Origin of the sequence: Pseudomonas atacamensis (genome assembly GCF_017167965.1) — a bacterium.
Lineage (GTDB): Bacteria > Pseudomonadota > Gammaproteobacteria > Pseudomonadales > Pseudomonadaceae > Aquipseudomonas > Aquipseudomonas atacamensis.
In genome coordinates, this window is the sequence record NZ_CP070503.1 from 2,807,488 (window position 1) to 2,833,189 (window position 25,702).

Sequence of the window (25,702 nt, forward strand, 5' to 3'; positions counted from 1 at the left end):
CCATGAGCGTAGATGCGCAAGATGTAGTACTCGTCGTCGAAGACGAACCGGTTATCTTGATGGTCCTGACGGATTACCTGTCAGGGCAGGGCTATCGCGTGTTGCAAGCGGAAAATGGCGAGCAGGCTTTCGAGATCCTCGCCAGCAAACCTCACCTGGACATGCTGATTACCGATTTCCGCCTGCCGGGCGGGATCTCCGGCGTGCAGATTGCCGAGCCAGCGGTGAAATTGCGACCGGACCTCAAAGTGATTTTCATCAGCGGCTACCCGCAGGAAATCCGTGAAACCGGCAGCCCGATCACCAGCAAGGCACCGATCCTGGAAAAACCGTTCGATCTGGATGTGCTGCAGGAAAAGATTCAGGAATTGCTGGCCTGATATGTTGGAGCTGCCGAAGGCTGCGATCTTTTGATTTTGCTTTTTATAGATCAAGGTCAAAAGATCGCAGCCTTCGGCAGCTCCTGTAGATTCAGCTATTGATCATCTCGCGCACCTTGGCGGTGAGCAGATCAAAGGTGAAGGGCTTGGTGATCATCTGCATTCCCGAGTCGAGGAAGCCACCGCGCACCGCCGCGTGCTCGGCATAACCGGTGATGAACAACACTTTCAGACCTGGCCGGTATTGCCGACCAACCTCCGCCAGTTGACGACCGTTCATCCCCGGCAGGCCAACGTCGCTGATGAGCAAATCAATACGCTGCGTCGAATTTAGAATCGGCATGGCGCCGTCGGCATCACCGGCCTCCACGAACGCATAACCCAACTCACTGAGCACGGCGCTGACCAACACGCGCACAGCCGGATCGTCTTCGACGATGAGTACGGTTTCGCCATCCATCGCATACGGAGCCTGCTGCGAATCCGAGACGGGAATTTCCACTTCTTCACCACGGAAACGCGGCAGGTAGAGTTTTACCGTGGTGCCTTGATCGACTTCACTGTCGATCGACACATGCCCGCGCGACTGCTTGCTGAAGCCATAGATCATCGACAGTCCGAGGCCGGTGCCCTGGCCGATCGGCTTGGTCGTAAAGAACGGATCGAACGCGCGGCTGACCACACTCTGCGGCATGCCGCTACCGTTGTCAGTCACGCTGAGCATCACGTAATCGCCCGGCTCCAGATTGCTGTAAGCGGCAGTGAAGTCGCTATGCAGGACCTGATTGCTGGTTTCCACCACCAGTTTGCCGCCCTCGGGCATCGCATCGCGGGCATTGATGACCAGGTTGAGCAGGGCGCTCTCGAGTTGATTGGGATCGGCCTCGGCAACCCAGAGGTTGTCGTCCAGGCGCATTTCCAGATGAATGCTCTCATTGAGGCTGCGTTGCAGCAACTCGCCCATCGACAGCACCAGCGTGTTCATTTGCACGGCTTTTGGGTCGAGGGATTGCCGACGCGAGAACGCCAACAAGCGGTGGGTGAGGCCGGCGGCGCGGTTGGCGGAGGTCACGCCTAGATCGATCAGACTGTCGAGGTCTTCGGTGCGGCCCCGGGCCAGACGTCGGCGCAGCAGTTCCAGGCTACCGATGATGCCGGTGAGCATATTGTTGAAGTCGTGAGCAATGCCGCCAGTAAGTTGGCCGACCGCTTCCATTTTCTGCGATTGGCGCAGCGCTTCTTCGTTGTGGCGAAGTTGTGCGGTGCGCTCTTCAACCTGTTGCTCGAGGGTTTCCAGAGTCGATTGCAGGCGTCGTTCGCTTTCACTCAGGTCGATCAGCCGATCGCGTGCTTCATATTGTCGTCGCCGCCCGCGCAGGGCGGCGGAGACCAGACTGACCAGCGTCGCGGGATGGAAGGGGCGCTCGAGAAAAGTCACGTTGCCGAGCAGGGTGCTGAGACGCGACGGCGGACCTTGTTCATCGCCGCCATGATGAGTCAGCAGCACGATGGGCATGTCCGACCACGCGGGTTGCTGGTCAAGGTAGGCGATAAGCCCTTCCAGTTCCGGTCCGCGCAGCGCTTCAGCAGCAATCAGCAGCAACCCGGCGCCGACCTCCAGTTCGGTGCACAGAGCGCCGAGATTCGGCGCCACCATGCCGCCGTAACCGGCTTCGTTGAGAATCATCAACGCGATCTGGCTGTCGCGACCCATGGGCGCCAGCACCAGCACCCGCTCGGCCAACGGCGTGTTGACCGTCACAAGCTTTCATCCTCAAGCAATGGATTGCTCGCTCCCATGTAGGTCGGCACGCCACGCAGCACGCCCTGGAAGGATTCCAGCGGTTGGCCGATGGTCATGCCACGCGAGGAAATCCGGTATTCACGGATGGTCGACTCGTGGTTGCCGGTACGTTTTTTGATAATCGAGATCGCCCGGCGGACTTTGCCGAGGGCTTCGAAGTAGCGCAACAGAATCACCGTGTCGGCCAGGTAAGTGATATCAACCGGCGCCTGCATATCGCCCACCAGACCGTGCTGGGCGACCGTCATGAAAGTCGCCGCGCCTTTGCGGTTAAGGTACAGCAGCAGCTCGTGCATGTGCAGCACCAGCGCGTTTTCTTCCGGCATCGCCGCTTGATAGCCGTTAATGCTGTCGATCACCACGGTTTTGATACCCAGCTCATCGACGCAACGGCGCACGCGATGGGACAACTCACCGGGAGACAATTCGGCGGCGTCTACCTGTTCGATCAGCAGATTACCGGTGGCCTGCAAGGCTTTGAGGTCGATGCCGAGATGACGCATGCGTTCGAACAGCAGGCCCAGCTCTTCATCGAAAATGAACAGCGCGGCTTTTTCGCCTCGGGCCACCGCTGCGGCGGCGAAGATCATCGAAATCATCGATTTGCCGGTACCGGCCGGGCCGAGAATCAGCGTGCTGGAACCGGTCTCGATGCCGCCGCCGAGCAGGGCGTCCATTTGCGGGATGCCGCTGGACAGCTGCAGACGTGGGTAGTCGCCGCGATGTTCCGCCGCTACCAAGCGTGGGAAAACATGGACGCCGTCGCCCATGATGGTGAAATCGTGGAAACCGCCACGGTATTTCTGCCCGCGATACTTGACCACTCGTACCCGACGACGCTCGGCGCCGTAGCTAGGCGTCAGCTCTTCAAGGCGGATCACGCCGTGGGCGACACTGTGCACGGTCTTGTCGAGGGATTCTGTGGTCAGGTCATCGAGCAGCAGGACGGTGGCGTCGTAGCGCACAAAGTAGTGCTTGATCGCCAGAATCTGCCGACGATAGCGTAAGGAGCTCTGCGCCAGCAGACGAATCTCCGAAAGGCTGTCGAGCACAACGCGGGTCGGCTTGAAGCGTTCGACCACTTCGAAAATCTGCCTGGTCGCCTCGCCCAGTTCAAGGTCCGAGGAATACAGCAGGCTTTGCTGATGTTCGGCATTGAGCAGGCTTTCCGGCGGTGTCAGCTCGAAGATCTTGATGTTTTCGTTCAGCTCCCAGCCGTGGGAGAGCGCACCTTGACGCAGTTCTTTCTCGGTTTCCGAGAGAGTGATGTACAAGCAGCGTTCCCCGGCCAGCGCACCGGCGCGGAGGAAATGCAAAGCCACGGTGGTTTTGCCGGTTCCGGGTTCCCCCTCGAGCAAAAACACATGGCCGCGAGACAGGCCACCGGCAAGGATGTCATCCAGACCTACAATGCCGACGGCGGCCTTTGCACTGATCAACTCGTTTGATGTAGTCAAAAAACGCCCTCTTATGACTAGGGTAATCCGGCGGCTGGCTTAAGTGAACCGCCTGAATAACTTGACCTCAGGGCATGTTCACGGTTCCGCTTTTTCTTTCGACAGGTGGTTGATTGCACCCGCTTTACCTTGATTAAAGACCCTGTTGCAGGGCCGGGTCGTCCGGATTCAGCTGCTCCAGTTGCGCCAGCAGAATCTGCACATTCTGCAATTGGCCGCTTTCCTTCCAATAGTTGATCAACAACACCCGCGCCTTGCGGTCGGCGGGGTGGCGCTGAACGATTTCCTGCAGTTGTTTCTGCGCCGCTTCCAGTTCTTCAGCGCTGTGCAGGGTGGTGGCGAGGTCGTAGCGATAATCCTTGTTGTCCGGTTCCAGCTCGACCGCTTTGGACAGGCCGAGCAGGGCGTATTCGCGCTGGCCATGGTGCAGCAGCCACAGACCGAGGGCATGTTGCAAATAGGCGGAATCAGGCTGCGCCTTGAGTTGGCGGGCGAGCAACTGGCGAGCGGCATCGCTCTGGCCCTGGCGGTCGAGCACATCGATCTGCATGACCAGCGCCGCCAGGTTACCGGGTTCCAGACGCAGGGTATTGTCCAAAGCCTGTTGGGCCAGCTTGTATTCGGCGTTGTGAATATAGAGACGGGCCAGTTGCGCATAGTTGGCGGCGCTTTCCGGCTGGCTTTCCAGGGTCTGTTGCCAGCCGTCGATGGTCTGCTGTAGCGGTGCGAAATACAGGCCGAGCTCGTCCGGGGCCAGGCCGAGCAGGGCATTGATCGCGGCGAAACGGACAGTTTGTTCTTCATCATCGAGCAACGGCCCGAGCAGCAGACTGCGCTGGCCGCCGGGCACCAGACCGACGATGCTTTTGATCGCTGCGACGCGCACTTGCGGCGCTTCGTGATGCAAGTCGATGTCCGCCAGCTTCAACGCCTGCGGACTGGGGTAGTTGGGCAGTTCGCCATGCAGCCAGACCCGGCGCTTGACCGAGATGTCCGGGCGGCCCAATTGCTGGTACAACTGGCGCGCCGCTCCGGGTTCACCGGTGCGCGCGGCGTTCAGCGCTTCGCTGTAGCCATGTTTGATAGCATCGGGAATGGTCGGAGTGCTGCTGCGCCAGGACAGCCAGACGACGCCGAGGATCAGTACGAGGCCTAAGCCGATCAGCAGGTTGCGGCGGGACTGAGTCATGCGGGTTTCCGAAAGCTTCGAACTTGAGCAGAGCGGCAAGCTTCGTTCAGCTTGGCGCGTGAGTCAAACCGTTGCCAGCGAATCGTCCTACAACACGTGTCGACTGTGAAATCCGTCAGGCTTTTGCTGCAATGTCTACGCTTGCAGAAGTCGTTTTAAAGAGAGTGCCCATGTCTGCGCTGTACACCTATTTCAAGGCTTTGATCCATCCCGGTCAGGCTGTTCTGCTGTTTGCCCTGCGGACCATCGCCGCCGGGCTGTTGACCCTTTATCTGGCGTTCATCTTCGATCTCGAACAGCCGAAGTGGTCAATCATGGCCGTGGTCATCGTCAGCCAGCCACTGGCAGGGATGGCACTGGCGCGCAGTTTCGGCCAGGTGATCGGCACCACCGTGGGTGCGGCGGTGGCGGTGCTGATCATGGCGATTTTCCCTCAGGCGCCGCTGCCGTTCATCACGACATTGGCGTTGTGGCTGGCGCTGTGCACGGCGGGCGGCACCTTGCTGCGCTACACCAGTTCCCAGGCGTTCGTGCTTAGTGGCTACACCGCAGTGGTTGTGGCCTTGCTGGCGATTCCGGATCAGGACGGCACCTTTCTGCTAGCGGTTACCCGTGTCACCGAAACTTTGTTGGCGGTGGCCTGTGTCTGTGTGGTCAGTTTGCTGACGGCCCGGCCTGAAGCCGTCGCCAAGGGCTATTTCGCCAAAATCGATCAGGTCATCAAACTGGCGGCCAGCCACGCTGCCGAGGTGCTTCGTACGGAAGAAAGCGAAGCCGATTTCCAGCGTAGGCAAATGCAGCTGCTCGGCGAGATCAGCGCACTGGAAGGTTTACGACGTCATTTGTATTTCGATGCCCCACGTTTGCGCAGTGCCGACAACCTGGTATTGCTGCTCGGCAACCAACTGATGCTGCTGACGTCGCGACTGACCGCGCTGCGTCATCAGCGTGAATTGCTCATCGAACGCTGGGAGGGCGATCTGCCGCTGGAGGTCCAGCAGCTGCGTGCCGAGGAACTGGCGTTGCTTGAGCAGCTGGCGCAACAGGGCCGCGCGCTGTCTGGCGCCGATCGGCAGCGTTTCGTCACCTTGCAGCAACAGTTCGAAGCATTGGCGTACAAGGCCGAGCAGCAGACCGAGAACATGAGCGCGACCCTGCGTTCATTGGCTTGGGCGCTGCGTTGGGAGCAGGCGCGCCTGTTGCAGCAACTTGAGCAGATCCTCGAACTGAGCGACGCGATTCAGGAAGGGCGCCCGGCCAGTTGTCTCTATCGCGGCCAGAGCAGTCCGTTGCATCTGGATTTCACCCTGGCCTCGATGAATGCGATCCGCGCCTTTACCGCGCTGTTGGTCAGCGGGTTGATCTGGATCGAAACGGCCTGGGATGGCGCGCGCGGCGGAATGATTCTGGTGGGGATTCTCTGCTCGCTGATGGCGACTTTTCCGCGTCCGCTGATGGCTGCGCAAAGCTATGCGCGAGGCTTGGGTCTGGCGCTGGTGGTGTCGGCGTTCTATCAATTCATGCTGGTGCCGGCGATCAGTGATTTCGAGCTGCTGGCCTTGCTGCTGGCGCCGCTGCTGTATGCCATTGCTGTGGGCATTTCCAGTCCGGCCACCGCCGGTATCGGCATGGGCCTTGGCCTGTCCAGTTTTCTCATGCTCGGACCGCAAAATACCGGCACTGGGCAGAACACAGCGATTCAATGGTTCGAATTTGCCGGCGCCTACGTCAGCGCAGCGATGCTGGCCCTGATCGTTTATGCGCTGATCTTCCCGTTCCGCCCGGGCTTGCGCATCCGCCGCCTGTACGGCGAAGCGCGGGAGCAGGTGTACCAGCTGAGCAAATTGCCTGCGACCGATGAACAACAATTCGCTTTCGAGAGTCGGATGACCGATCGCCTGACCAGCATGCTCGGCCTGCTGCCAGCGGCGAACGATCGTGCCATGCAGCGTTTGTATGAAATCAGCCTGGCATGCGTGGCCCTGGGCGTGGCGATGCATCAGCTGCGACAGCAGGCGCAGAACAACGCGCTACTTACCGATGCGTTCGGCCAACGCCTGGCGTCGGCGTTGCGCAAGACTGGTCGTTTGGTTGCCGGTCGCGACGATGTCCAGCTTGCGGCGCTGCTGGCCACGTTGCACCAGCTCGGAGACGAGCTGGACGAGCTGCACGCCGTCAGTCATGAACATCTATGGTCGGTGTTTCGCATGCGTGTGGCGCTGCTGATTGTGGTGTCGTTCCTCGAGCGGCACGGCGACTATTTGCAACCTCAAGGCCTGGAAGGAGAACCGCAACTTGCCCATTGATTTCGAAATTGGCGGGGTTTATCTGCCGCCGATTGCCCAGGCACTGTTACTGGCGATTCCGATTTTCATGTTGCTGGACTGGTGTCTGCGGCGCCTCGGCGTGCTGCGCCTGGTGTGGCATGAAGCACTGTTCGAAGGCGCACTGTATGCCTGTGTCTGCGCCACGCTGATTCTGTTGATGGGAGCCTGATGTCTTGAAAGCACTAGTTGCACGAATGATGACCGTGGCAGTGGTGATCCTGGCGATCGTCCTCGGCTGGTTCGCCTGGGAGTATTACACCCGCGCGCCGTGGACACGGGATGCTCGGGTGAGGTCGGATGTGGTGACGCTGTCGGCGGATGTTTCGGGGCGAATCGTCAAACTGGCAGTGCAGGACAACCAGCATGTCGACAAGGGCCAATTGTTGCTGGAGATCGATCCGGCGCGCTATCAACTGGCGGTCGAGCACGCCCGGCGTTCGGTTGAAGTGTCCAAGGCCTCGCTGGGGCAATCGCAAGCGGCAATCGTCGCCAGTGAGGCGTTGCTCAAACAACGTCAAAGCGAGGAGCGCCGGCGGCGCACGCTGAAACAGGGCTTCGCGATTTCCGGTGAAGAATGGGAGAAGGCCAGTACCGACGTGGCGGTTGCCCAGGCGGATCTGTTGCGCAATCAGGCCAACCTCGGGCTGGCCGAAGCCAATGTGCAACTGGCAATTGCCGCGCTGACCCAAGCCGAACTGGACTTGCAGCGCACCCGCGTTGAATCGCCAGTGAGCGGTTACGTGACCAACCTGCTGACCCGCCAGGGTGACTATGCACAAGCCGGCGGCGCACTGCTGGCGCTGGTCGACAGCGATTCGTTCTATGTCAGTGGTTACTTCGAGGAAACCAAGCTGCCGCGAATCGAGGAGGGTGATCGGGTACGCATTCAATTGATGAGCGGTGAGCGTTTCGGCGGCACGGTAGAAAGCATCGCCTTCGCCATCGCCGACCGCGAAAACGCGCCGGGCAGTCGTCTGCTGGCGAACATCAACCCGAGTTACACCTGGGTGAAACTGGCGCAACGGGTGCCGGTGCGTATCGGTATCGATGGCGACTTTGCCGGCAAGCATCGCCTGCGCGCCGGTACAACCGCCACCGTCACCGTCCTGGAACCCTGATCCCCGGTAGGAGCTGTGTTGATCGTTCCCACGCTCCGCGTGGGAATGCAGCCCGTGACGCTCCGCGTCACTGGACGCGGAGCGTCCCTCGAGGCATTCCCACGCGGAGCGTGGGTACGATCAACAAGAAACCTTGTGCTGCACAAAGGCATAAAAAAACCCCGCGACCGAATGATACGCGGGGCAAAAAATTTGGTTGGTTGCGGCCAACCAAAGGAGCTCTTTAACAATCTTTACTTGCTGGCAACTGTCTCAGGTTGCCAGCCACCGCCGAGGGCCTTGTAGATTGCGACGATGCCGCGATACAGCTCGACTTCGGCCTGGGCCTGAGTGTCTTCGGCGTTCAGGCGCTCACGCTGGGCGTCGAGCAGGACGAGGAAATCGGTGGTGCCTTCGCGATAACGGATTTCTGCCAGATCGGCAGCCTTGCGACTCGATTCGCTCTGACGGATCAGCGAGATCAAACGTTGCTGACGCTTGCCGTAATCGCTGAAGGCGTTTTCCGATTCTTCCAGCGCCAGCAGCACCTGTTGCTCGTAGTTGGCCAGCGCGCCTTCGGCGTCAGCATCGGCGCCGCGCAAACGGGCGCGGACGCTGCCGAGGTCAAACGCAGCCCAGGTGATGCTCGGGCCGAGTGCCCAGGCGTTGGCTGCCGAGGAACCGATCTGCGAGCCACGTCCGGCCGTCCACCCGAGGAAGCCGCTGAGGCTGACCCGGGGGAACAGGTCGGCTTTGGCCACGCCGATGCGCGCAGTGGCCGAAGCCAATTGCCGCTCGGCGCTGAGGATGTCCGGACGACGTTGCAGCAGTTCACCCGGATCACCGATCGGCAGCGCCTTGGCGATGGCCGGCAGATCTTTCGGGCTCAGGTCGACGGTCAGTTTGTCCGGGCGTTCGCCGAGCAGGGTGGCGATACGGTTTTTCTGCCGAACCTGTTCCGCCTGCAACTGCGGCACGGTGGCTTCGACGTTGGCCAGACGCGCATCGGCGCGCTCGACATCAAGCTGATCACCGACACCGGCGTCACGCAGGCTGATGGTGATCTTGCGCGACTCCTGCTGGTTGTTCAGGTTGGCCACGGCGATTTTTTCTCGCAGCTGGGCGCCGCGCAGTTGACCGTAGGCATCGACCAGTTCGGCAATCATGGTGACTTGCAGCTGATACAGATCGGCTTCGGCGGCCTGCTGGTCGGCATCACTGGCTTCCAGATTGCGCTGGATGCGGCCGAACAGGTCGAGCTCCCAGGCCATGTCCAGACCGAGGTCATAGCGCTCGCTATTGACCCGGTCGGTGGTCTGGCCGGGAATCTGGCCCTTGCCCAAGTCACTGCTGGCGCGGCTGGTGATGGTAGGCATCGCGTCGTTGCTGGCGTCGTCGCGGATCGCCCGGGCGGCTTTCCAGCGGGCGAACGCCACGCGCAGTTCACGGTTACCTTGCAGCGACTGGCTCACCAACTGGTTCAGGGTCGGATCGTCGAATTGCTGCCACCAGATGCCTTCGAATTTCGAACGGTCGAAGTTCTTTTGCCCGGCGGCGCCGTCGGTGGCAGTGGTGATATTGGCCGCCTCCGTAGCTGGGGTCTTGTAGTCGGGGCCGACGGCGCAGGCGCTGAGGGCCAGCACCAGCAGACTCGGCAGGAAGACTTTCAGACTCATTGTTGCGCCTCCAGTGGCTTTTGAAGAGTGTGCGCCTTGGCTGCTTTGCGCTGCTCGCCGCGTTCGACAAAGTTACGGATCAGTACGTAGAACACTGGCGTCAGCAGCAGACCGAAGAAGGTCACCCCGAGCATCCCGGAGAACACCGCCACACCCATGGCGTGACGCATCTCGGCACCGGCTCCGCTGGAGAACACCAGTGGCACCACACCCATGATGAACGCGAACGAGGTCATCAGAATCGGCCGCAGACGCAGGCGGCAGGCTTCCAGTACCGCTGCGAGCGGGTCGAGGCCTTCTTCCTGTTTATCCTTGGCGAACTCGACGATGAGAATCGCGTTTTTACAGGCAAGTCCCACCAGTACGATCAAGCCGATCTGGGTGAAGATGTTGTTGTCACCGCCGGAGATGATCACACCGGTAATGGCCGACAGCAGGGTCATCGGTACGATCAGGATCACCGCCAGTGGCAGGCTCCAGCTTTCGTATTGTGCGGCGAGCACCAGGAACGCCAGCAGTACGCAGAGCGGGAACACGAACAGCGCGGTGTTGCCAGACAGAATCTGCTGGTAGGTCAGGTCGGTCCATTCGTAGGTCATGCCGTTCGGAAGTTCTTCCTTGAGCAGTTTCTCGATGGCTTTTTCTGCCTGGCCAGAGCTATAGCCCGGGGCTGCGGCACCGTTGATTTCAGCGGTGATGAAGCCGTTGTAGTGCATCACGCGATCCGGTCCCGAGGTGTCGCTGACCTTGATGAAGGTCGCCAGCGGAATCATTTCGCCTTTGTTGTTGCGTACTTTCAGCTGACCAATCTGATCGGATTCAAGACGGAACTGCTGTTCGGCCTGAACGTTGACCTGATAGGTGCGCCCGAAGCGGTTGAAGTCGTTGGCATACAGCGAACCCAAGTAGATCTGCAGGGTGTCGAAGATGTCGCTGACGGCCACGCCATGGGTCTTGGCTTTTTCGCGGTCGATGGCGGCATCGACCTGCGGCACATTCACCGTGTAGCTGGTGAACAGGCCGGCCAGTTCCGGCACGTTGTGGCTCTTGTTGATGATGTTCATAGTTTCTTTGTACAGCTCGTCGTAGCCGAGGTTGCCCCGGTCTTCGATCTGCAGGCGGAAACCACCAATGGTGCCCAGGCCTTGTACCGGCGGTGGCGGGAATATCGCCATGTACGCTTCCTGAATGTTCGCGTACTGGCCGTTCAAGGCGCCGGCAATCGCACCGGCGGACATGCTCGGGTCTTTACGCTCGTCGAACGGTTTCAGCGTCACGAAGACGATGCCGGCGTTCGGGCTGTTGGTGAAACCGTTGATCGACAGGCCCGGGAACGCTACGGCGCTTTCCACGCCCGGCTGTTTCAGCGCGAGGTCGGACATGCGCTTGATCACGTCTTCGGTGCGATCCAGGCTCGCGGCATCCGGCAATTGCGCGAAGGCCACCAGGTATTGCTTGTCCTGGCCGGGTACGAAACCGGTCGGCGTGCTGGAGAAACCGAAGAAGGTCAGCACCATCAGGCCTGCATACACGAGCAGGGCAATGCCGCTGCTGCGGATAACCCGGCGCACGGTGCCGACGTAGCCATGACTGGCACGGTCGAAGAAACGGTTGAACGGACGGAACAGCCAGCCACCGAAGATTCTGTCGAGCACTTTCGAGAAGCGGTCTTTCGGCGCGTCGTGACTCTTCAGCAACACAGCAGCCAGCGCTGGCGACAAGGTCAGCGAGTTGAACGCCGAGATCACTGTCGAGATCGCGATGGTCAGTGCGAACTGTTTGTAGAACTGCCCGGTGAGGCCGGAAATGAATGCCGCCGGAATGAACACGGCACACAGCACCAGTGCCGTGGCCACGATCGGCCCGGTCACTTCACGCATGGCGCGCTTGGTCGCTTCGACCGGCGTCAGTCCGAGTTCGATGTTCCGTTCGACGTTCTCCACCACGACGATGGCGTCGTCCACCACGATACCGATGGCCAGCACCAGGCCGAACAGCGACAGGGCGTTGAGCGAGAAGCCGAACAGGTGCATGACCGCAAACGTACCGATCAACGATACCGGTACCGCCACCAACGGGATGATCGAGGCGCGCCAGGTCTGCAGGAACAGAATCACCACCAGCACCACAAGGATCAGCGCTTCGAACAGGGTGTGAACCACCGCTTCGATCGAGCCACGGACGAAGATCGTCGGGTCATACACGATGCTGTAATCCATGCCCTGCGGGAAGCCTTTCTTCAGCTCTTCCATCTTGCCGCGCACTTCGTTGGAAATGTCGATGGCGTTGGAACCGGGACGCTGGAAGATCGGGATTGCCACCGCCGGCTGATTGTTCAGCAGCGAGCGCAAGGCGTATTGGCTGGAACCCAGTTCAATGCGCGCAATGTCCTTCAGGCGAGTGATCTCACCGTCGTCGCCTGCACGAATGACGATGTTCTCGAACTCTTCCTCGGAAACCAGACGGCCTTGAGTGTTGACCGACAGCTGGAAGCTTTGCGCGGTCGGGGCAGGGGGCGCGCCCAGTTGACCGGCGGCGACCTGACGGTTCTGCTCGCGAATCGCGGTCACCACATCGGTCGCGGTCAGATTGCGCGAAGCGGTCTTGTTCGGATCAAGCCAGACGCGCAGCGAGTAGTCGCCCATACCAAACAACTGCACGTCACCGACACCACCCAGGCGAGCCAGCTCATCCTTGATGTTGAGGATTGCGTAGTTGGACAGGTAGAGCATGTCGTAGCGCTTGTCCGGTGAGGTCAAGTGCACAACCATGGTCAGGTCTGGCGAAGCCTTGTCGACGGTGATACCGATACGCGTCACTTCCTCGGGAAGCTTCGGCTCGGTCCGGGTCACCCGGTTCTGCACCTGCACCTGCGCGTTGTCCAGGTCAGTGCCCAGGGCGAAGGTAATGGTCAGGGTGATCTTGCCGTCAGCGGTCGATTGCGAGGACATGTACAGCATGTTCTCGACGCCGGTGATGGCTTGCTCCAGCGGAGCGGCCACGGTTTCACCGATGACTTTGGGGTTAGCGCCCGGGAAGTTGGCGCGCACGACCACGGTCGGCGGCACGACTTCCGGGTATTCGCTGATCGGCAACTGGAACAGCGAGATCGCACCGGCGATCAGGATCAACAGCGACAGCACCGCTGCGAAGATCGGCCGGGAAATGAAGAATTGGGAAAAATTCATCGGAGTTGTCGTCCCTTAACCGCGTGGGGTCGTAGCGGCCAGCTTCGCAGCCGAACCCGATGCGCCCTTGGCAGGGGCAACTTTGGGCAGGTTGCTGGCTTCCAGCGCTTGACGTTGTTGAGCGAGGGCGGCGAGGGTCTGCTCGCTGGCCATCGGAATCACTTCAGGGGTGACCGGTGAGCCAGGACGAACCCGTTGCAGACCCTTGACGATGATCGTGTCGTCCTTGTTCAGACCGTTGCGGACGATGCGCAGGCCTTCGATCTTCGGACCGAGTTCGACGGCGCGGTAGGCGGTCTTGTTGTCGCCATCCATCACCAGCACGAACTTCTTGCCCAGGTCAGTGCCCACGGCTTCGTCATTGATCAGCATGGCGTTGTAGGTGCCGCTGCCGACCAGTTTCAGCCGTGCGTACAAGCCCGGGGTGTAGGTGCCGTCAGCGTTGTCGAAGACTGCGCGACCACGGATGGTGCCGGTTTTCGGATTGACCTGGTTGTCGACGAAGTTCATCTGGCCGAGGTGCGGGTTGCCGTCTTCGTTGGACAGGCCCATGTACACCGGCGTGGTTGCGCCGCGCTGACCGTTGCGGGCCAGTTGGGTGTATTTGAGGAACACGCGTTCGTCGGCGTCGAAGTAGGCGTAGACCTTGTCGGTTGAGACGACGCTGGTCAGCGCGGTGGTGTCGGCGGTCACCAGGTTGCCGGCAGTGATTTCGGCGCGGCTGACGCGGCCGCTGATCGGTGCGGTCACGCGGGTGAAGCTCAGGTTCAGTTTGGCCAGGTCCAGTTGTGCCTGCAGGGCACCAACGGCGGCGCGGGCTTCTTGGGCGGCGCTGGTGCGCGAGTCGGCCAGTTCAGCGGAAATGGCATTGCTGGCACGCAGACGTTCACCGCGAGCGGCTTCGTTTTCGCTGCGAGTGGCGGTGGCGCGGGCTTGAGCAACCAGAGCTTCGAGGCGGCGTACCTCAGCCTGGAACGGACGCGGGTCGATCTGGAACAGCAGGTCGCCTTTCTTGACCAACGCGCCTTCGGTGAACGCGACCTGATCGATCTGGCCCGAAACCCGTGGGCGGATTTCAACGGTTTCCGGCGCTTCGAGGCGCCCGGTAAATTCGTCCCACTCGTTGACCGGTTGTTCCAGCACCTTGGCCACGCTGACTTTGGCAGCGGGCGGGGCACCGGCAGTCTCCGGAGTTTTGCCGCAGGCGCTCATCACCAGTACGGCCAGCATGGCCAACGGGAAGCGCAAATGTTTGAGTGATTGTTCCATGGATGCAATCCGCCGAAGTATTGAAGATGGGCGGATGATGCTCGGCGCGGGTGTGATGGCACGAATCGAATGAAGCAAAGGTAACTATCATTCGGAATGATATAAGAGCCGAGGCAGCCCTCTAGCATGCACCTTTCGTTAGGGGGCTATCAATCGGCCTGAAGGCAATTCTGTGTTGCTTGATCTGCAATGATTGCGACCGAAGCTGCGCGCGGAGGATTATCCGGCGATTAAATGCCTCGCTGTTATCAGCACCTCGCCCACTTGCCGGAGCAATACGCCAATGTCGCGGAACGGGCAATCAAGGGAGTTTCGCTCTAACATGAGCGTAACCTCATGCTCTGATATTTACCGTCCCCGGATCATTTTTATGCGAGACCTGCCCCCGACCGCGACCCTGCGGGCTTTCGAAGTGGCCACTCGGCACCCGACGTTCACGGCTGCCGCTCTAGAACTGCACGTAACCCAAAGCGCCGTCAGTCATCAGCTCCGGCACCTTGAAGAACTTTGGGGCTTGCAATTGTTCGAGCGCGGCAAGGCGTTACGCCTTACAACAGCGGGGGCGACGCTGGCGCCGATCGTGCGCGAGTTTTTCATGAGCCTTGAAGCAACGCTGGAGGATCTGCGCGAGCAAAAGGACAGGGTTCGCCTGACCGTCAGCACCACCTATTCGTTCGCGTTGAAGTGGCTGCTGCCACGCTTGCCGAACCTGTCGCGCCTGCACCCGGAGCTGTTGGTGTCGCTGGATACCACGGACAAGATCATCCATTTCGCCAGCGGCGAAGCTGATGTCGCCATTCGTTTGGGCAAGGGCAATAATCCCGGTCTGTATTCGGAGTTTCTGTTTGGGGAGCAAGTGTTTCCCGTGGCCAGCCCCGAGATGCTGCAGCGTGTCGGCATGCCGGGCGCTCCCGCCGATTTGCTGCAGTTGCCGTTGCTGATTCGCGACGGCGCCGAGTTGGCGCCGAAATGGGAGGTGTGGTTTGAGTCCGTCGGGCTGGCATTTTCGCCGCTGCGCGAAAGCGTAAGGTTTGGCGACACCAACATGACTGTCGAAGCTGCATTGCTCGGCCAGGGTGTGGCGCTGGTGCGCAGCGGGCATGTCGAAAATGAAATCGGCGACGGCCGCTTGCTGAGGCTGTTCGATGTGCCGTTCACATCGCCGCTTGCCTATTATTTCGTCTGTCCCAAAGGCATCGAAGCCCAGCCGCATATCCTCAAATTTCGCGAGTGGTTGCTCAGTGAGGCGTTGAAAGTGCAGGGCGCGCAGCACTGAGTCATGAGGTATTGCTCATGACTGGATGAAGAGACTTCTCTGTAATGTGGGCTGCGGCGATGACTAAAATGCCGCATGCCAATCCATCTCGTACTCCTCGTTCTGTTCGCCGCGCTCCTGCACGCCAGCTGGAACGCGCTGCTGCGCGGCGGTGCCGATCGGCTCTGGTCGATGACAATAATGTGCGTGGCCATCGCCATCGTCTGCCTCATTGCCACCTTTTTCATGGCCGCGCCTGCACCTGAGAGCTGGGGGTATGCGCTGCTCTCGGCACTGCTGCATGTCGGCTACAACCTGTTCCTGGTGCGCAGCTATCGGGTCGGCGACCTTGGGCAGATCTATCCGATTTCCCGCGGCTCGTCACCGGCGCTGATCACCCTTGGCGCCGCGCTGTTTGCCGGCGAAACCATTACTCCCGCTGAGCTGCTCGGCATCGGTCTGGTATCCGGCGGAATCATTTCCCTGGCCTTTCGCGGGCGCAGCCTGTCGGTGCCGAGCCTGCCGTATGCGCTGGGCACCGGTTGTTTCATCGCTGCCTACAGCATGGTCGATGGCATTGGCGCCAGACTGTCGGGGGCGCCTCTGGCTTACACGGTTTGGATGAGCGCACTGTGGGGCGTGCTGATGCCGCTGGTGTATATCGGCCTGCGCGATGCTCGCAGTCTGTTTTCCGTACGGCCCGGAATGCTGACCGCTGCGGTCGGCGGACTGGTCTCGTTGCTGGCCTACGCAATCGTTATCTACGCGATGAACGAAGCGCCACTGGGCGCGGTGTCGGCCTTGCGCGAAACCAGCGTGTTGTTTGCCGCATTGCTCGGCTATTTGTTCCTCGGTGAAAAGCTCACCGTCCGCAGGATGCTGGCGTGCGTGGTCATCGCCAGCGGCGCCATCATCATCGGCTGACACAGCCCAACTGCTCAGGAGAACGTCGCATGGATAACGTTTCGCAGGCCCCGCTGATTCTGATCACCGGCGGCAGTCGCGGAGTCGGCGCCGCCACCGCCCGATTCGCTGCCGCGCAAGGCTACGACGTTGCCATCAGCTACGTTGCCAACGAGTCCGCCGCTCTTGAGGTGGTGGCGGATATCGAAGCGTTGGGGCGCAAGGGCCTCGCGCTGCGTGCTGACAGTGCTGACCCCGAGCAGGTTGCTGAACTGTTCTCGGCGCTCGATCGCTCATTTGGACGGATCGATGTTCTGGTCAATAACGCTGGCGTTCTGGCAAAACAGTCACGCATGGAGGACCTGAGCTTTGAACGCATGCAGCGCATCTTCGCGGTCAATGCTCTGGGACCGATCCTGTGCGCGCAGCAAGCGGTGAAGCGCATGGCTTATCGGCACGGCGGCACAGGTGGGGCAGTGATCAACGTTTCTTCTGCCTCGGCGCGCTTGGGCAGCCCGAATGAATACGTTGACTACGCAGCATCGAAAGGCGCGCTGGAAACTTTCACCGTCGGCTTTGCCAAAGAAGTCGCGCGCGAGGGTATTCGGGTCAACTGCATTCGCCCGGGGCACATCTATACCGACATGCACGCCAGCGGCGGCGAGCCGGGGCGGGTGGATCGCGTGAAGGACACTATCCCCATGGGGCGGGGCGGTCAGCCGGAAGAGGTGGCGCGGGCCATCTTGTGGCTGGCCAGCGCGGAGGCCTCGTTTGTCACCGGGACTTTTCTGGATGTGACTGGCGGCAAGTGATTCGGGTCGGGAAAGAGGCTAAAGGGCTTTCAGGGTCCAGATTCAGAGGGGGCGCCTGATTTTCCTGTTCTTGGCCAGTCAGGTCATGGGGTCGGTCGTTCAGCCGCAGGCAAGTGCAAATGCGCTTCCATGGCGTCATGAAGGAGTCTGACGACCTCGATCACGTCGTCATTTGCCACGCGATAGAACACGATATGGCGCGGGCTCTTGACCGTTCCATGAGTGGGTTTCGCCTGCTGGCGCGAATAGATGAGGTGATAGCTGCGGAGGCCTGGTGCAAGCTCATCGCGGTCATGGCTGCCAATGCGATAAGGCTTGTCGGCCAGCGCTTGGAGCGCTGCAAGGATCAGCGCTTGGTAGCGCTGGCGGGCCTGGTCGCCGAACTGGGTATGGGAGAGTCTGAGTATGTCGACAATGTCGGCGCGCGCGGGGTTGGAAATCCGATATCGCGGCATCCTCAGTGTTTCTCGCGCGCGGGGAGGGTAGCCTCCTGGCTCAAGCCTTCAAGGTAATGTTCCAGATCCCCTTCGTTCACCTGAGTAAAACGCCCACGCTCAAGATCCATGATGCCGATCGAGGTCGCCTGACGCAGTGCCTCGATTTTGGCGGTATCTTCGGCGACGCGCTGCTCCAACAGCCGCAAGCCTTCGCGCATTACCTCACTGGCATTCTGATACCGGCCTGACTGGACAAGGTCATGAATAACCTGTTCCTGGTGTGGAGTGAGCACTACGTTTCGGGTCGCCATAATTATCTCCAGTGCTGGCCAAACCGGTACTTACGAACATTGGCATATTATGCCAATTTGCCCGCCCGGATATTGAATCGGGATCTGATTCCGACGGGGTGCGTTCTACGGTACTTCCGATAACGCACCCTAGCCGACGATACCTAAAGACTATCCGGATCTCCAAAAAACATCTGAATCCGCGACCTCAACCACCGCTCTCCCGGGTCGTTATCCTGCGAGCCACGCCAAGCCATGTGCAGTTCAAACGTACGCGTCGGCAGCGGTGGATCTTCAGCCCGCAAACCGCCAGCCGCCGTCAGTGCCTCAGCCGTGTAATCCGGCACGGTCGCGACGATATCGGTGCCCGCCAGCAGCGTGCCCAGTCCGTTGAACTGCGGCACTGCCAGCACCACGTGCCGTTTGCGTCCGAGTTTTTCCAGTTCTTCATCGACAAAACCACTGAGGTCGCCAGCGAACGACACCAGTGCGTGCGGTCGGGCGCAGTAGTCGTCCAGGCTCAGCGGCCCCGGCACGGTGTCGGCGCGCAGCAGCTTCGGTGCACTGCGGCGCAGGACCTTGCGCTTGGCGTTGGCCGGCAGGTCGGTGGTGTAGCTGACGCCGATGGAAATCTCGCCGGAGGCGAGCAGGCCAGGCATCAAGATGTAGTTGACCCGCCGCACGACGAGGACGATGCCTGGTGCTTCGGCGCGCAGGCGCTTGAGCAGCATGGGCAGCAGGGCGAATTCGACGTCGTCGGATAATCCAATGCGGAACACCGACGTGCTGGTCGCCGGATCGAAATCGGCGGCACGACTGACGGCGGTCGAGATCGAATCAAGGGCGGGCGAGAGCAGGGCGAAGATTTCCACCGCGCGGGCGGACGGCTCCATGCTGCGGCCGGTGCGGACAAACAAGGGATCGTCAAACAGGCTGCGCAGGCGCGACAAGGCCGCACTGATAGCCGGTTGGCCGAGGAACAATTTTTCCGCGGCCCGAGTCACACTGCGTTCGTGCATCAATGTTTCGAACACGATCAGCAGGTTCAGGTCGACACGACGCAGGTCATTACGATTCATCTGGAGTCCTGGCAGAGTCATCAAACTTGACGAGGGCGACCATATGAGAACAATGGCCGGCATGAATCTTACGGGGAAAGGCTGGTACTCTGCACCGGAAAATTCAGCTTTACTGCGACGGTGGCAGGCCTTTTTTCATGGAATTTGCCAATGCCGCCCTTGATGCGGAATCAATGACAGGCATGTCGACTATTAATAGCCACTGATGGTCTTGGGTCCAAAGCCCAGATAGAGTTCATGGCATTAGAGGTTACTTTGACGAGGTTTGCGATGTCCCGCACGATCCGTTTTCACAAGTTTGGTCCGGCCGAGGTGCTCAAATGCGAAGAGCATGCGGCTGCTCAGCCAGGTCCTGGCGAAGTGCAGGTGCGTGTCGAGGCAATCGGCATCAGTTGGTACGACACCCTGTGGCGCCAGAATCTGGCGTCGTCCCAGGCACGTCTGCCTTCGGGCCTCGGTCATGAAATGGCTGGCGTGGTCACTGCGGTGGGCGCTGATGTCGACGATCTGTCCGTCGGCGACAAAGTGGCCAGCTTTCCAGCGGAAAGCCCGAACGACTATCCGGTTTATGGCGAGTCGATCGTTCTGCCGCGCACCGCGCTGACCCGTTATCCCGATGTGCTCAGCCCGATCGAAGCGAGCGTGCATTACACGCCGCTGCTGATCGCCTACTTCGCTTATGCCGATCTGGCACGGGTCAAACCCGGTCAATTTGCGCTGGTGACTGACGCCAGCCACTGCGCCGGCCCGTCGTTTGTGCAATTGGGCAAAGCGCTGGGTGTGCGAGTGATCGCCGCGACCAAATCGGCGGAGGAGCGGGAGTACCTGCTGTCCCTCGGTGCGGAGAAGGTCATCGTCACCGAAGAGGAAGATCTGTTGATGCGCATCAACAAGATCACCGACAACCGCGGCGTCGATGTGGTGTTCGATGGTCTTGGCGGCCCGCAGATGTCGTTGCTCGGCGATGTGCTGGCACCACGCGGCAGTCTGGTGCTGTACGGCTTGCAAGGTGGTAACCAGACCCCGTTCCCGGCGTGTGCGGCGTTTCAGAAGAACATCCAGTTCTTTGTGCACTGCATCGGCAACTTCACCGGCAAGCCGGAGCTGGGCATTGTCCAGGACCACGTCGCTCTGCAGCGTGCTTTGCGTGACATCAACCAGTTGACCGCTGACCGCGTGCTCCTGCCGCTCAAGACGCGTGTATTCCCGTTCAACGAGTTCGTCGAAGCGCATCGCTACATGGACGAATGCCCATGCCGCGAGCGAGTGGCCCTGCAAGTGGAAACCGCGTAAATCCGCTCATCAGAGTCCGTGGCCGCCACGGACTCTTTTCTGTTTAGATCCTCCGCTGTCAGTAAACCCTTCCCGATATCGAAGCATCGGCCCTTCAGCAACTGAACTGGTTTTTGCCTTCGATCTGTATCTTCTAATCACACTATAAGCACTGATAATTGAATGATTACTTTCATCTCAAGGAATGAGCTATGGCTGTGCATTCAATTTGTCCAAGGCAATATCAAATGGCTGGCTCGGCTGGCTTCGTCAATTTCTGTTTAATTGCTGTAGGGCGTTTCGGAAGTTGCTTCTCCTTTTCTTGTAATGATTTGTCGTGGGACGTTGTGGGAAGTTTCCTCAGATCATTTGCGAATGGCGAAAGCCCAATGAATACGGGTGGTTGAGCGTGACGATTGGCATCTGGATGGCTTTATTCAGGTGAAGTGTTTCAAATAACTACAACTTTGTAAGTGTTAGCATTTCAGCGTCTATTACTTATTGATCCAATTGCCGCGCGCCCATTGTCATGTCTGCGCGGCATGAAACTTTTGATACCGGGTAAATACCGATGAGCACGATCCATGATCAGGCAATGAACTATGTCTATCAGCAAGTATTGCAGCGTCTGCTGAGTTTCTTTTCCCGAGCCGAGCGCACGGCATTGCAGTTGCTGATACAGCGCCTGGTGGTGGCCGCTGGCGGCATGGAAAACATTGGGCAATTCAAGGTGCTGGTGCCTCAGTCCGGCCTGCGTGACGGCTGCTACACCCTGGCCTTGCTCCGGGCTGCGCAGTTGACCATTGCCGGACGTGCTCCGGCGACCTTCCAGTTGCGCGTGGCGTCCCTGCGCTGGAGTGGCGACAGCCCGCTCGCCCTGCAAAACCTGCATCGCAGCTACAGCGCACTGTTTCTTTATGACGATCCGCGGGTCGAGGTGCTGATGGTCGATAACCGCGAAGTGCTGCCGTTCGACCATCGCACGCCTGTGAGCAACGAAGGGCGTGAGGCCAGTCGCGTCAATCTGCTGCTGGTCGGGCACTGTCGCACCTGGCTGGAAACGCCTGAATTATGGGATGACGCCTATCTGGCGACGGCCGAGTACTACAGCCAGATCGCCCGCTGGAACAATGGTGTCGACGCCATGATCAGCACTGAAACCAAAGGCAGTCAGCAGCATTTCCTCGAAGGCCTGAACCGTGCAATGCAGCGAGTGGCAATAACCGGTCCAGAACTGGCCAGTGCGGGATTCGAAGCGCTTTTTCCGCTGCTCGACGGGCTCGGTGATGATTTTTACCGCGAGCTGCGCGCAGATGATGACCGGATAGCGTGGCGTCCGGAAGGTGAGTTCGAAGCCTGCCGGCGCACCAGTTTTATCGACATCAACGACATGATGGTCGGCAAAATCGAGGATCGCTGGCCGCTGCTGGGCGAATTTCTCGGTTATGAACCTGACGACCTGGCGCTGTACCAGGGCGAAGCGGTATTCGCTGACCCTCTGATCTCGGCGCACGTGCGAGGTTTGTACGCACGCTTCATCGAGGGGCGCGCCTATGAGGCGGGTATCGACGATTATGTTCGTCACACGCTGGCCGACATGCGGCGAAAACAGGTCGCCGAATCTGTCTGCGAGCACTTGCTGGCCAGCTATGACAATGCCGGCGGGCCAGAGCAGCTGCGGGCGCTTGCCGAGGACTACCTCATCAATGGTTTCGGATTGAGCGAAACGCAGCTGGTGTGCCTGCTGTTTGCACCGTTCATCGACAACGGCAAAGGTCTCGAGCGGTTCCTGCGCAACTGTCATCCCGGCATGCTGGTCGCCATGCCTGATCTGCACCGCGCCATGCAAGGCTTGCACGCGCCGGAGCAGGTTTTGAAGTGGATAACGGAAGTGAGCGGGTTGCCAGTCAGGTTGGTGATCCGCCTCTATGCGACGGGCCCTGTGCAGATTCATGCGCCCACTCAATTGGCCTCGGAGAGTTCGGCTTCGGATGAGGCGCGTTCGGCTGCGCCGTTCGAGCGGTCGACGGAACGCTGACGGTGAGCCGGAGCCTGGGTGGTGAACCGATATCTACGGAAATGAGGGTGTGAAAAGCGCGCGGGACAACGACTTTGTTTATCAGGCAGTTTATCGATATCTGACCACGCTGATTGATGACGCCGGAGGTGGTGCGGCGGTACGCATGCCTTCCTTGCGACAACTGGCGGATCGATTGAATGTCTCCATTTCAACGGTGCAGTACGCCTATTCGCTTCTGGAGAAGGAAGGTCGAGTCTATTCGATAGCCAAGTCAGGGTATTACGCGCAAGCGCTGTTCAGCATGGATGCGCCCGGCAACGGCAATGATCTGCTGGAGACCGTGTACGTCAACGCCAGACGTCCCGGAATGTGTGTGTTGAGCGCCGACGAACCGGCCTCGCTGCAACCGCTGGACAGCCCGTTGTTGACGCTGGAACGTGAGCTTCTGCGCCAATATCCGCGTCAGCTACAGACATTCGTGCAACCTTGCGGAGAGCTGGAGTTGCGGGTAGCCCTGGCAGCGCGGTACACGAGTTCGACAGAGCATTTCTGGCATGCCGATGACATCTATATCGGTGCTGATCTGCGCGGGGTCCTGGAAATTCTGATTTCGGTGCTTGAATTGCGTCACGCCAGCGTAATTGTCGAATCACCGTGCGACTGGGTGATATTGCGTCTGCTCGAGTCGTGCGGGGTGCGCGTGATCGAATGGCCATTGCTGGCCGAAGGCGTGCTTGACCTGTCGGTACTGCAATCGCTGCTGGAGAACGAGCCAGTACGTCTGGTTCTTTTGTCTTCAGTGTTGAGCATGCCCCACGGCAAGGGTTTCACCCATGAGCGTCAGCAGGCCGCCGCGCAGTTGCTCAATCAACATGGCGTCTGGGTACTGGAAAACGACTGCTACAGCGAGTTTGACGAGCGCAATGATTCACAGCGTTTGCGCAGTTGGCTTGATCCTGAGCGTCTGCTGGTGTTTTCCACTTTCGAGAAATTCATCGGCGCTGAAGCGCCATTCGGCTTTGTCCTGTCGCGTCACTGGCGTGAGGCGCTGCAACGCCATTTTCTGCTGCGCGCATTTCGCTTGTCGCCGATCCGCCAAAAGGCGATTGCCCGGTTGTTGAATGGCGGGCGGCTTGATCAGCATTTATCTGTGCTGCGGCGAATGCTGGGTGAGCGGCGAGCCGTGTTGATCCAGGTTCTGCACGAACGTTTGGGCGATACGCTGCAGATAGTCGAGCCGCAGGGCGGGGCGACGGTGTGGGTGCGTTCGTTACGGCCGGTCGATATGGCGAATGTGTTCCGTCGCCTGCTCAAGCAACAGATCATCGTGGCCCCCGGCGAGCTGTTCAGCCTGCAAGGTCTGCATGCGGATCATCTGCGGATAAGCGCGTTGCACCACGGCGAGCGGGATCTGCCGAGTGTCATCGGCTTGCTCGGCGATGCCTTGCGCCTCTCACCCGGCCAATAACGTTAAAAAACATCGGGCGAGTTTCGGATACATCCCGTCGCACAGTGGTCAAACTGCCAGTAAACTGCGCTGCATTTCCTGAACCACTCCGATTTCAGAGGTTTTTGCATGACACTCAGTCCTTTTGCGGGCAAACCGGCACCGGCAGAACTGTTGGTCGATATCCCGCGACTGGTTACGGCCTATTACACCGGCCAGCCTGATGCATCGATTTCTACCCAGCGAGTGGCGTTCGGCACCTCCGGCCACCGCGGCAGTTCGTTCGATTTGAGTTTCAACGAATGGCATGTTCTGGCCATCAGCCAGGCGATCTGCCTGTATCGCGAAGCCCAGGGCATCACCGGCCCGCTGTTCGTCGGCATCGACACCCATGCATTGTCGACCCCGGCCGGCGCCAGCGCACTGGAAGTCCTCGCCGCCAACGGCGTCACCGTGATGATCGCTGAAGGCGACGAGTACACGCCGACCCCGGCAGTTTCCCACGCCATTCTCTGCTACAACCGCGGCCGTACCTCTGGCCTGGCGGACGGTATCGTCATCACGCCGTCGCACAACCCGCCACAGAGCGGTGGCTACAAATACAACCCAACCAACGGTGGCCCGGCCGATACCCACATCACCAAGTGGATCGAAGCCAAGGCCAACGAGCTGCTGGCGAACAAACTGGCCGGGGTCAAACGCATCAGCTACGAGCAGGCGCTCAAGGCCAGCACGACCCATCGCCATGATTACCTGAACACCTATGTCGCCGACCTGATCAACGTCATCGACTTTGACGCCATCCGTGATGCCAAGCTGCGTCTCGGTGTCGATCCGTTGGGCGGAGCAGGGGTGCGCTACTGGTCGGCCATCGCCGAACACTACCGTCTCGACCTGGAAGTGGTGAATAAACAGGTCGATTCAACGTTCCGTTTCATGACCGTCGACTGGGACGGCCAAATCCGTATGGACCCGTCGTCCAGCCACGCGATGCAGGGCCTGATTGGCCTGAAAGAGCGTTTCGACGTGGCATTCGCCTGCGATCCGGACCACGACCGCCACGGTATCGTCACGCCGTCCGGTGGTTTGCTCGCGCCGAACAACTATCTGGCGGTATCCATCGACTACCTGTTCCAGAACCGTCCGCAATGGCGCGCTGATGCCGCTGTCGGCAAAACCGTGGTCAGCAGCGGTTTGATCGACCGCGTGGCCAAGCGCCTGGGCCGTCGCCTGTACGAAGTGCCGGTCGGTTTCAAATGGTTCGCCGATGGCCTGTTCGATGGCTCGCTGGGTTTTGGCGGTGAAGAGAGTGCTGGCGCGTCGTTCTTGCGCAAGGACGGCGGCGTATGGAGCACCGACAAGGATGGCCTGATTCCAGCCTTGCTCGCCGCCGAAATGACCGCGCGCACCGGGCGCGATCCAAGCCAGGCCTACCGCGCCCTGACCGACGAACTGGGCGAACCGTTCTCGGTACGCGTCGACGCCAAGGCCAACCCTGAGCAAAAGGCACTGCTGAGCAAGCTGGCGCCGGAACAGGTCACCTCGACCGAGCTGGCGGGCGAAAAGATCCAGAGCATACTCAGCCACGCACCGGGCAACGATCAGGCCATCGGCGGTCTGAAAGTCATGACCGAAAACGGCTGGTTCGCCGCACGTCCGTCGGGCACTGAAGACATCTACAAGATCTACGCCGAGAGCTTCCTCGGCGACGACCACCTCAAGCAACTGGTGGCCGAGGCGCAAACTCTGGTAGACGGCGCCATTTCCAGCAAATGATGCGCACATGAAAAGGGCAACCGT

At 60.0% G+C, this 25,702-nt stretch carries 20 protein-coding genes; 11 read left to right on the forward strand and 9 right to left on the reverse strand.

What is annotated here, in order from left to right; all coding sequences use genetic code 11:
- The first annotated feature begins 2 nt into the window (after window positions 1–2).
- Window positions 3–380, forward strand: coding sequence for a response regulator (locus tag JWU58_RS12860; RefSeq protein WP_016774860.1), 378 nt, complete (start codon window positions 3–5; stop codon window positions 378–380).
- Window positions 381–471: 91 nt separating this feature from the next.
- On the opposite strand, the gene JWU58_RS12865 is transcribed toward JWU58_RS12860, so the two are convergent.
- From JWU58_RS12865 to JWU58_RS12875, 3 genes are all read right to left on the reverse strand, one after another.
- Window positions 472–2,142 carry an ATP-binding protein gene (locus JWU58_RS12865; protein WP_016774859.1) on the reverse strand — a complete coding sequence of 557 codons (1,671 nt, stop codon included), beginning with the start codon at window positions 2,140–2,142 and terminating at the stop codon, window positions 472–474.
- Window positions 2,139–3,641 carry an ATPase domain-containing protein gene (locus tag JWU58_RS12870; protein WP_024013082.1) on the reverse strand — a complete coding sequence of 501 codons (1,503 nt, stop codon included), beginning with the start codon at window positions 3,639–3,641 and terminating at the stop codon, window positions 2,139–2,141. Before JWU58_RS12870 ends, JWU58_RS12865 begins: the two co-directional genes overlap by 4 nt.
- A 133-nt stretch (window positions 3,642–3,774) precedes the next feature.
- Window positions 3,775–4,830 (reverse strand): tetratricopeptide repeat protein, encoded by a 1,056-nt coding sequence (locus tag JWU58_RS12875; RefSeq protein ID WP_206422099.1) that lies wholly within the window; start codon window positions 4,828–4,830, stop codon window positions 3,775–3,777.
- Between the two features lie 170 nt (window positions 4,831–5,000).
- Here JWU58_RS12875 and JWU58_RS12880 point away from each other — a divergent pair, with 170 nt between their 5' ends.
- From JWU58_RS12880 to JWU58_RS12890, 3 genes are read left to right on the forward strand one after another with little or no spacing between them, the layout of a single operon-like run.
- Window positions 5,001–7,136, forward strand: coding sequence for an FUSC family protein (locus JWU58_RS12880; RefSeq protein WP_206422100.1), 2,136 nt, complete (start codon window positions 5,001–5,003; stop codon window positions 7,134–7,136).
- Entirely contained in the window at window positions 7,126–7,326 is a 201-nt protein-coding gene (locus JWU58_RS12885; protein WP_016774855.1) for a DUF1656 domain-containing protein, read from the forward strand. Before JWU58_RS12880 ends, JWU58_RS12885 begins: the two co-directional genes overlap by 11 nt.
- 25 nt (window positions 7,327–7,351) lie before the next feature.
- Window positions 7,352–8,275 (forward strand): HlyD family secretion protein, encoded by a 924-nt coding sequence (locus JWU58_RS12890; RefSeq protein ID WP_420893289.1) that lies wholly within the window; start codon window positions 7,352–7,354, stop codon window positions 8,273–8,275.
- A 233-nt stretch (window positions 8,276–8,508) separates the two neighbouring features.
- Here the strand turns inward: JWU58_RS12890 and JWU58_RS12895 are convergent, their stop codons facing one another.
- Genes JWU58_RS12895 through mexE form a run of 3 tightly spaced genes read right to left on the reverse strand, consistent with a single transcriptional unit; the run spans window position 8,509 to window position 14,387 of the window.
- Entirely contained in the window at window positions 8,509–9,930 is a 1,422-nt protein-coding gene (locus JWU58_RS12895; protein ID WP_016774854.1) for an efflux transporter outer membrane subunit, read from the reverse strand.
- Window positions 9,927–13,118, reverse strand: coding sequence for an efflux RND transporter permease subunit (locus JWU58_RS12900; protein WP_024013078.1), 3,192 nt, complete (start codon window positions 13,116–13,118; stop codon window positions 9,927–9,929). The genes JWU58_RS12895 and JWU58_RS12900 overlap by 4 nt, the downstream gene beginning before the upstream one ends.
- A 15-nt stretch (window positions 13,119–13,133) precedes the next feature.
- Entirely contained in the window at window positions 13,134–14,387 is a 1,254-nt protein-coding gene (gene mexE / locus JWU58_RS12905) for a multidrug efflux RND transporter periplasmic adaptor subunit MexE (RefSeq protein WP_024013077.1), read from the reverse strand.
- A 370-nt stretch (window positions 14,388–14,757) separates the two neighbouring features.
- Here mexE and gcvA point away from each other — a divergent pair, with 370 nt between their 5' ends.
- The 3 genes from gcvA to JWU58_RS12920 all read left to right on the forward strand — a co-directional run bounded on the left by gcvA (window position 14,758) and on the right by JWU58_RS12920 (window position 17,357).
- On the forward strand, window positions 14,758–15,663 hold the full coding sequence (gene gcvA, locus JWU58_RS12910; RefSeq protein ID WP_206422102.1) for a transcriptional regulator GcvA: 906 nt from the start codon (window positions 14,758–14,760) through the stop codon (window positions 15,661–15,663).
- Window positions 15,664–15,738: 75 nt separating this feature from the next.
- Window positions 15,739–16,566: a DMT family transporter gene (locus tag JWU58_RS12915; RefSeq protein WP_206422103.1), complete on the forward strand. Its 828-nt coding sequence runs from the start codon at window positions 15,739–15,741 to the stop codon at window positions 16,564–16,566.
- Between the two features lie 29 nt (window positions 16,567–16,595).
- A complete protein-coding gene (locus JWU58_RS12920) occupies window positions 16,596–17,357 on the forward strand; it encodes an SDR family oxidoreductase (RefSeq protein WP_206422104.1) in 762 nt (253 codons plus the stop codon).
- A gap of 83 nt (window positions 17,358–17,440) precedes the next feature.
- Here the strand turns inward: JWU58_RS12920 and JWU58_RS12925 are convergent, their stop codons facing one another.
- From JWU58_RS12925 to JWU58_RS12935, 3 genes are all read right to left on the reverse strand, one after another.
- A complete protein-coding gene (locus JWU58_RS12925; protein ID WP_206422105.1) occupies window positions 17,441–17,812 on the reverse strand; it encodes a type II toxin-antitoxin system RelE/ParE family toxin in 372 nt (123 codons plus the stop codon).
- A 2-nt stretch (window positions 17,813–17,814) separates the two neighbouring features.
- Entirely contained in the window at window positions 17,815–18,105 is a 291-nt protein-coding gene (locus tag JWU58_RS12930) for a type II toxin-antitoxin system ParD family antitoxin (RefSeq protein WP_076562760.1), read from the reverse strand.
- Between the two features lie 143 nt (window positions 18,106–18,248).
- On the reverse strand, window positions 18,249–19,163 hold the full coding sequence (locus JWU58_RS12935; protein ID WP_016774850.1) for a LysR family transcriptional regulator: 915 nt from the start codon (window positions 19,161–19,163) through the stop codon (window positions 18,249–18,251).
- Window positions 19,164–19,433: 270 nt separating this feature from the next.
- Between JWU58_RS12935 and JWU58_RS12940 the strand changes: the two genes are divergently transcribed.
- The 4 genes from JWU58_RS12940 to pgm all read left to right on the forward strand — a co-directional run bounded on the left by JWU58_RS12940 (window position 19,434) and on the right by pgm (window position 25,678).
- Window positions 19,434–20,456 (forward strand): zinc-dependent alcohol dehydrogenase family protein, encoded by a 1,023-nt coding sequence (locus tag JWU58_RS12940; RefSeq protein WP_041480274.1) that lies wholly within the window; start codon window positions 19,434–19,436, stop codon window positions 20,454–20,456.
- 550 nt (window positions 20,457–21,006) lie between these two features.
- Window positions 21,007–22,473, forward strand: coding sequence for a hypothetical protein (locus tag JWU58_RS12945; RefSeq protein WP_206422106.1), 1,467 nt, complete (start codon window positions 21,007–21,009; stop codon window positions 22,471–22,473).
- A 49-nt stretch (window positions 22,474–22,522) separates the two neighbouring features.
- Complete coding sequence (locus JWU58_RS12950) at window positions 22,523–23,923, forward strand: aminotransferase-like domain-containing protein (protein ID WP_206422107.1); 1,401 nt, start codon at window positions 22,523–22,525, stop codon at window positions 23,921–23,923.
- 108 nt (window positions 23,924–24,031) lie between these two features.
- The gene (gene pgm / locus JWU58_RS12955; protein ID WP_095180093.1) at window positions 24,032–25,678 is read left to right on the forward strand and encodes a phosphoglucomutase (alpha-D-glucose-1,6-bisphosphate-dependent); all 1,647 of its coding nucleotides are present in this window, start codon (window positions 24,032–24,034) and stop codon (window positions 25,676–25,678) included.
- The last annotated feature ends 24 nt before the right edge of the window (window positions 25,679–25,702 follow it).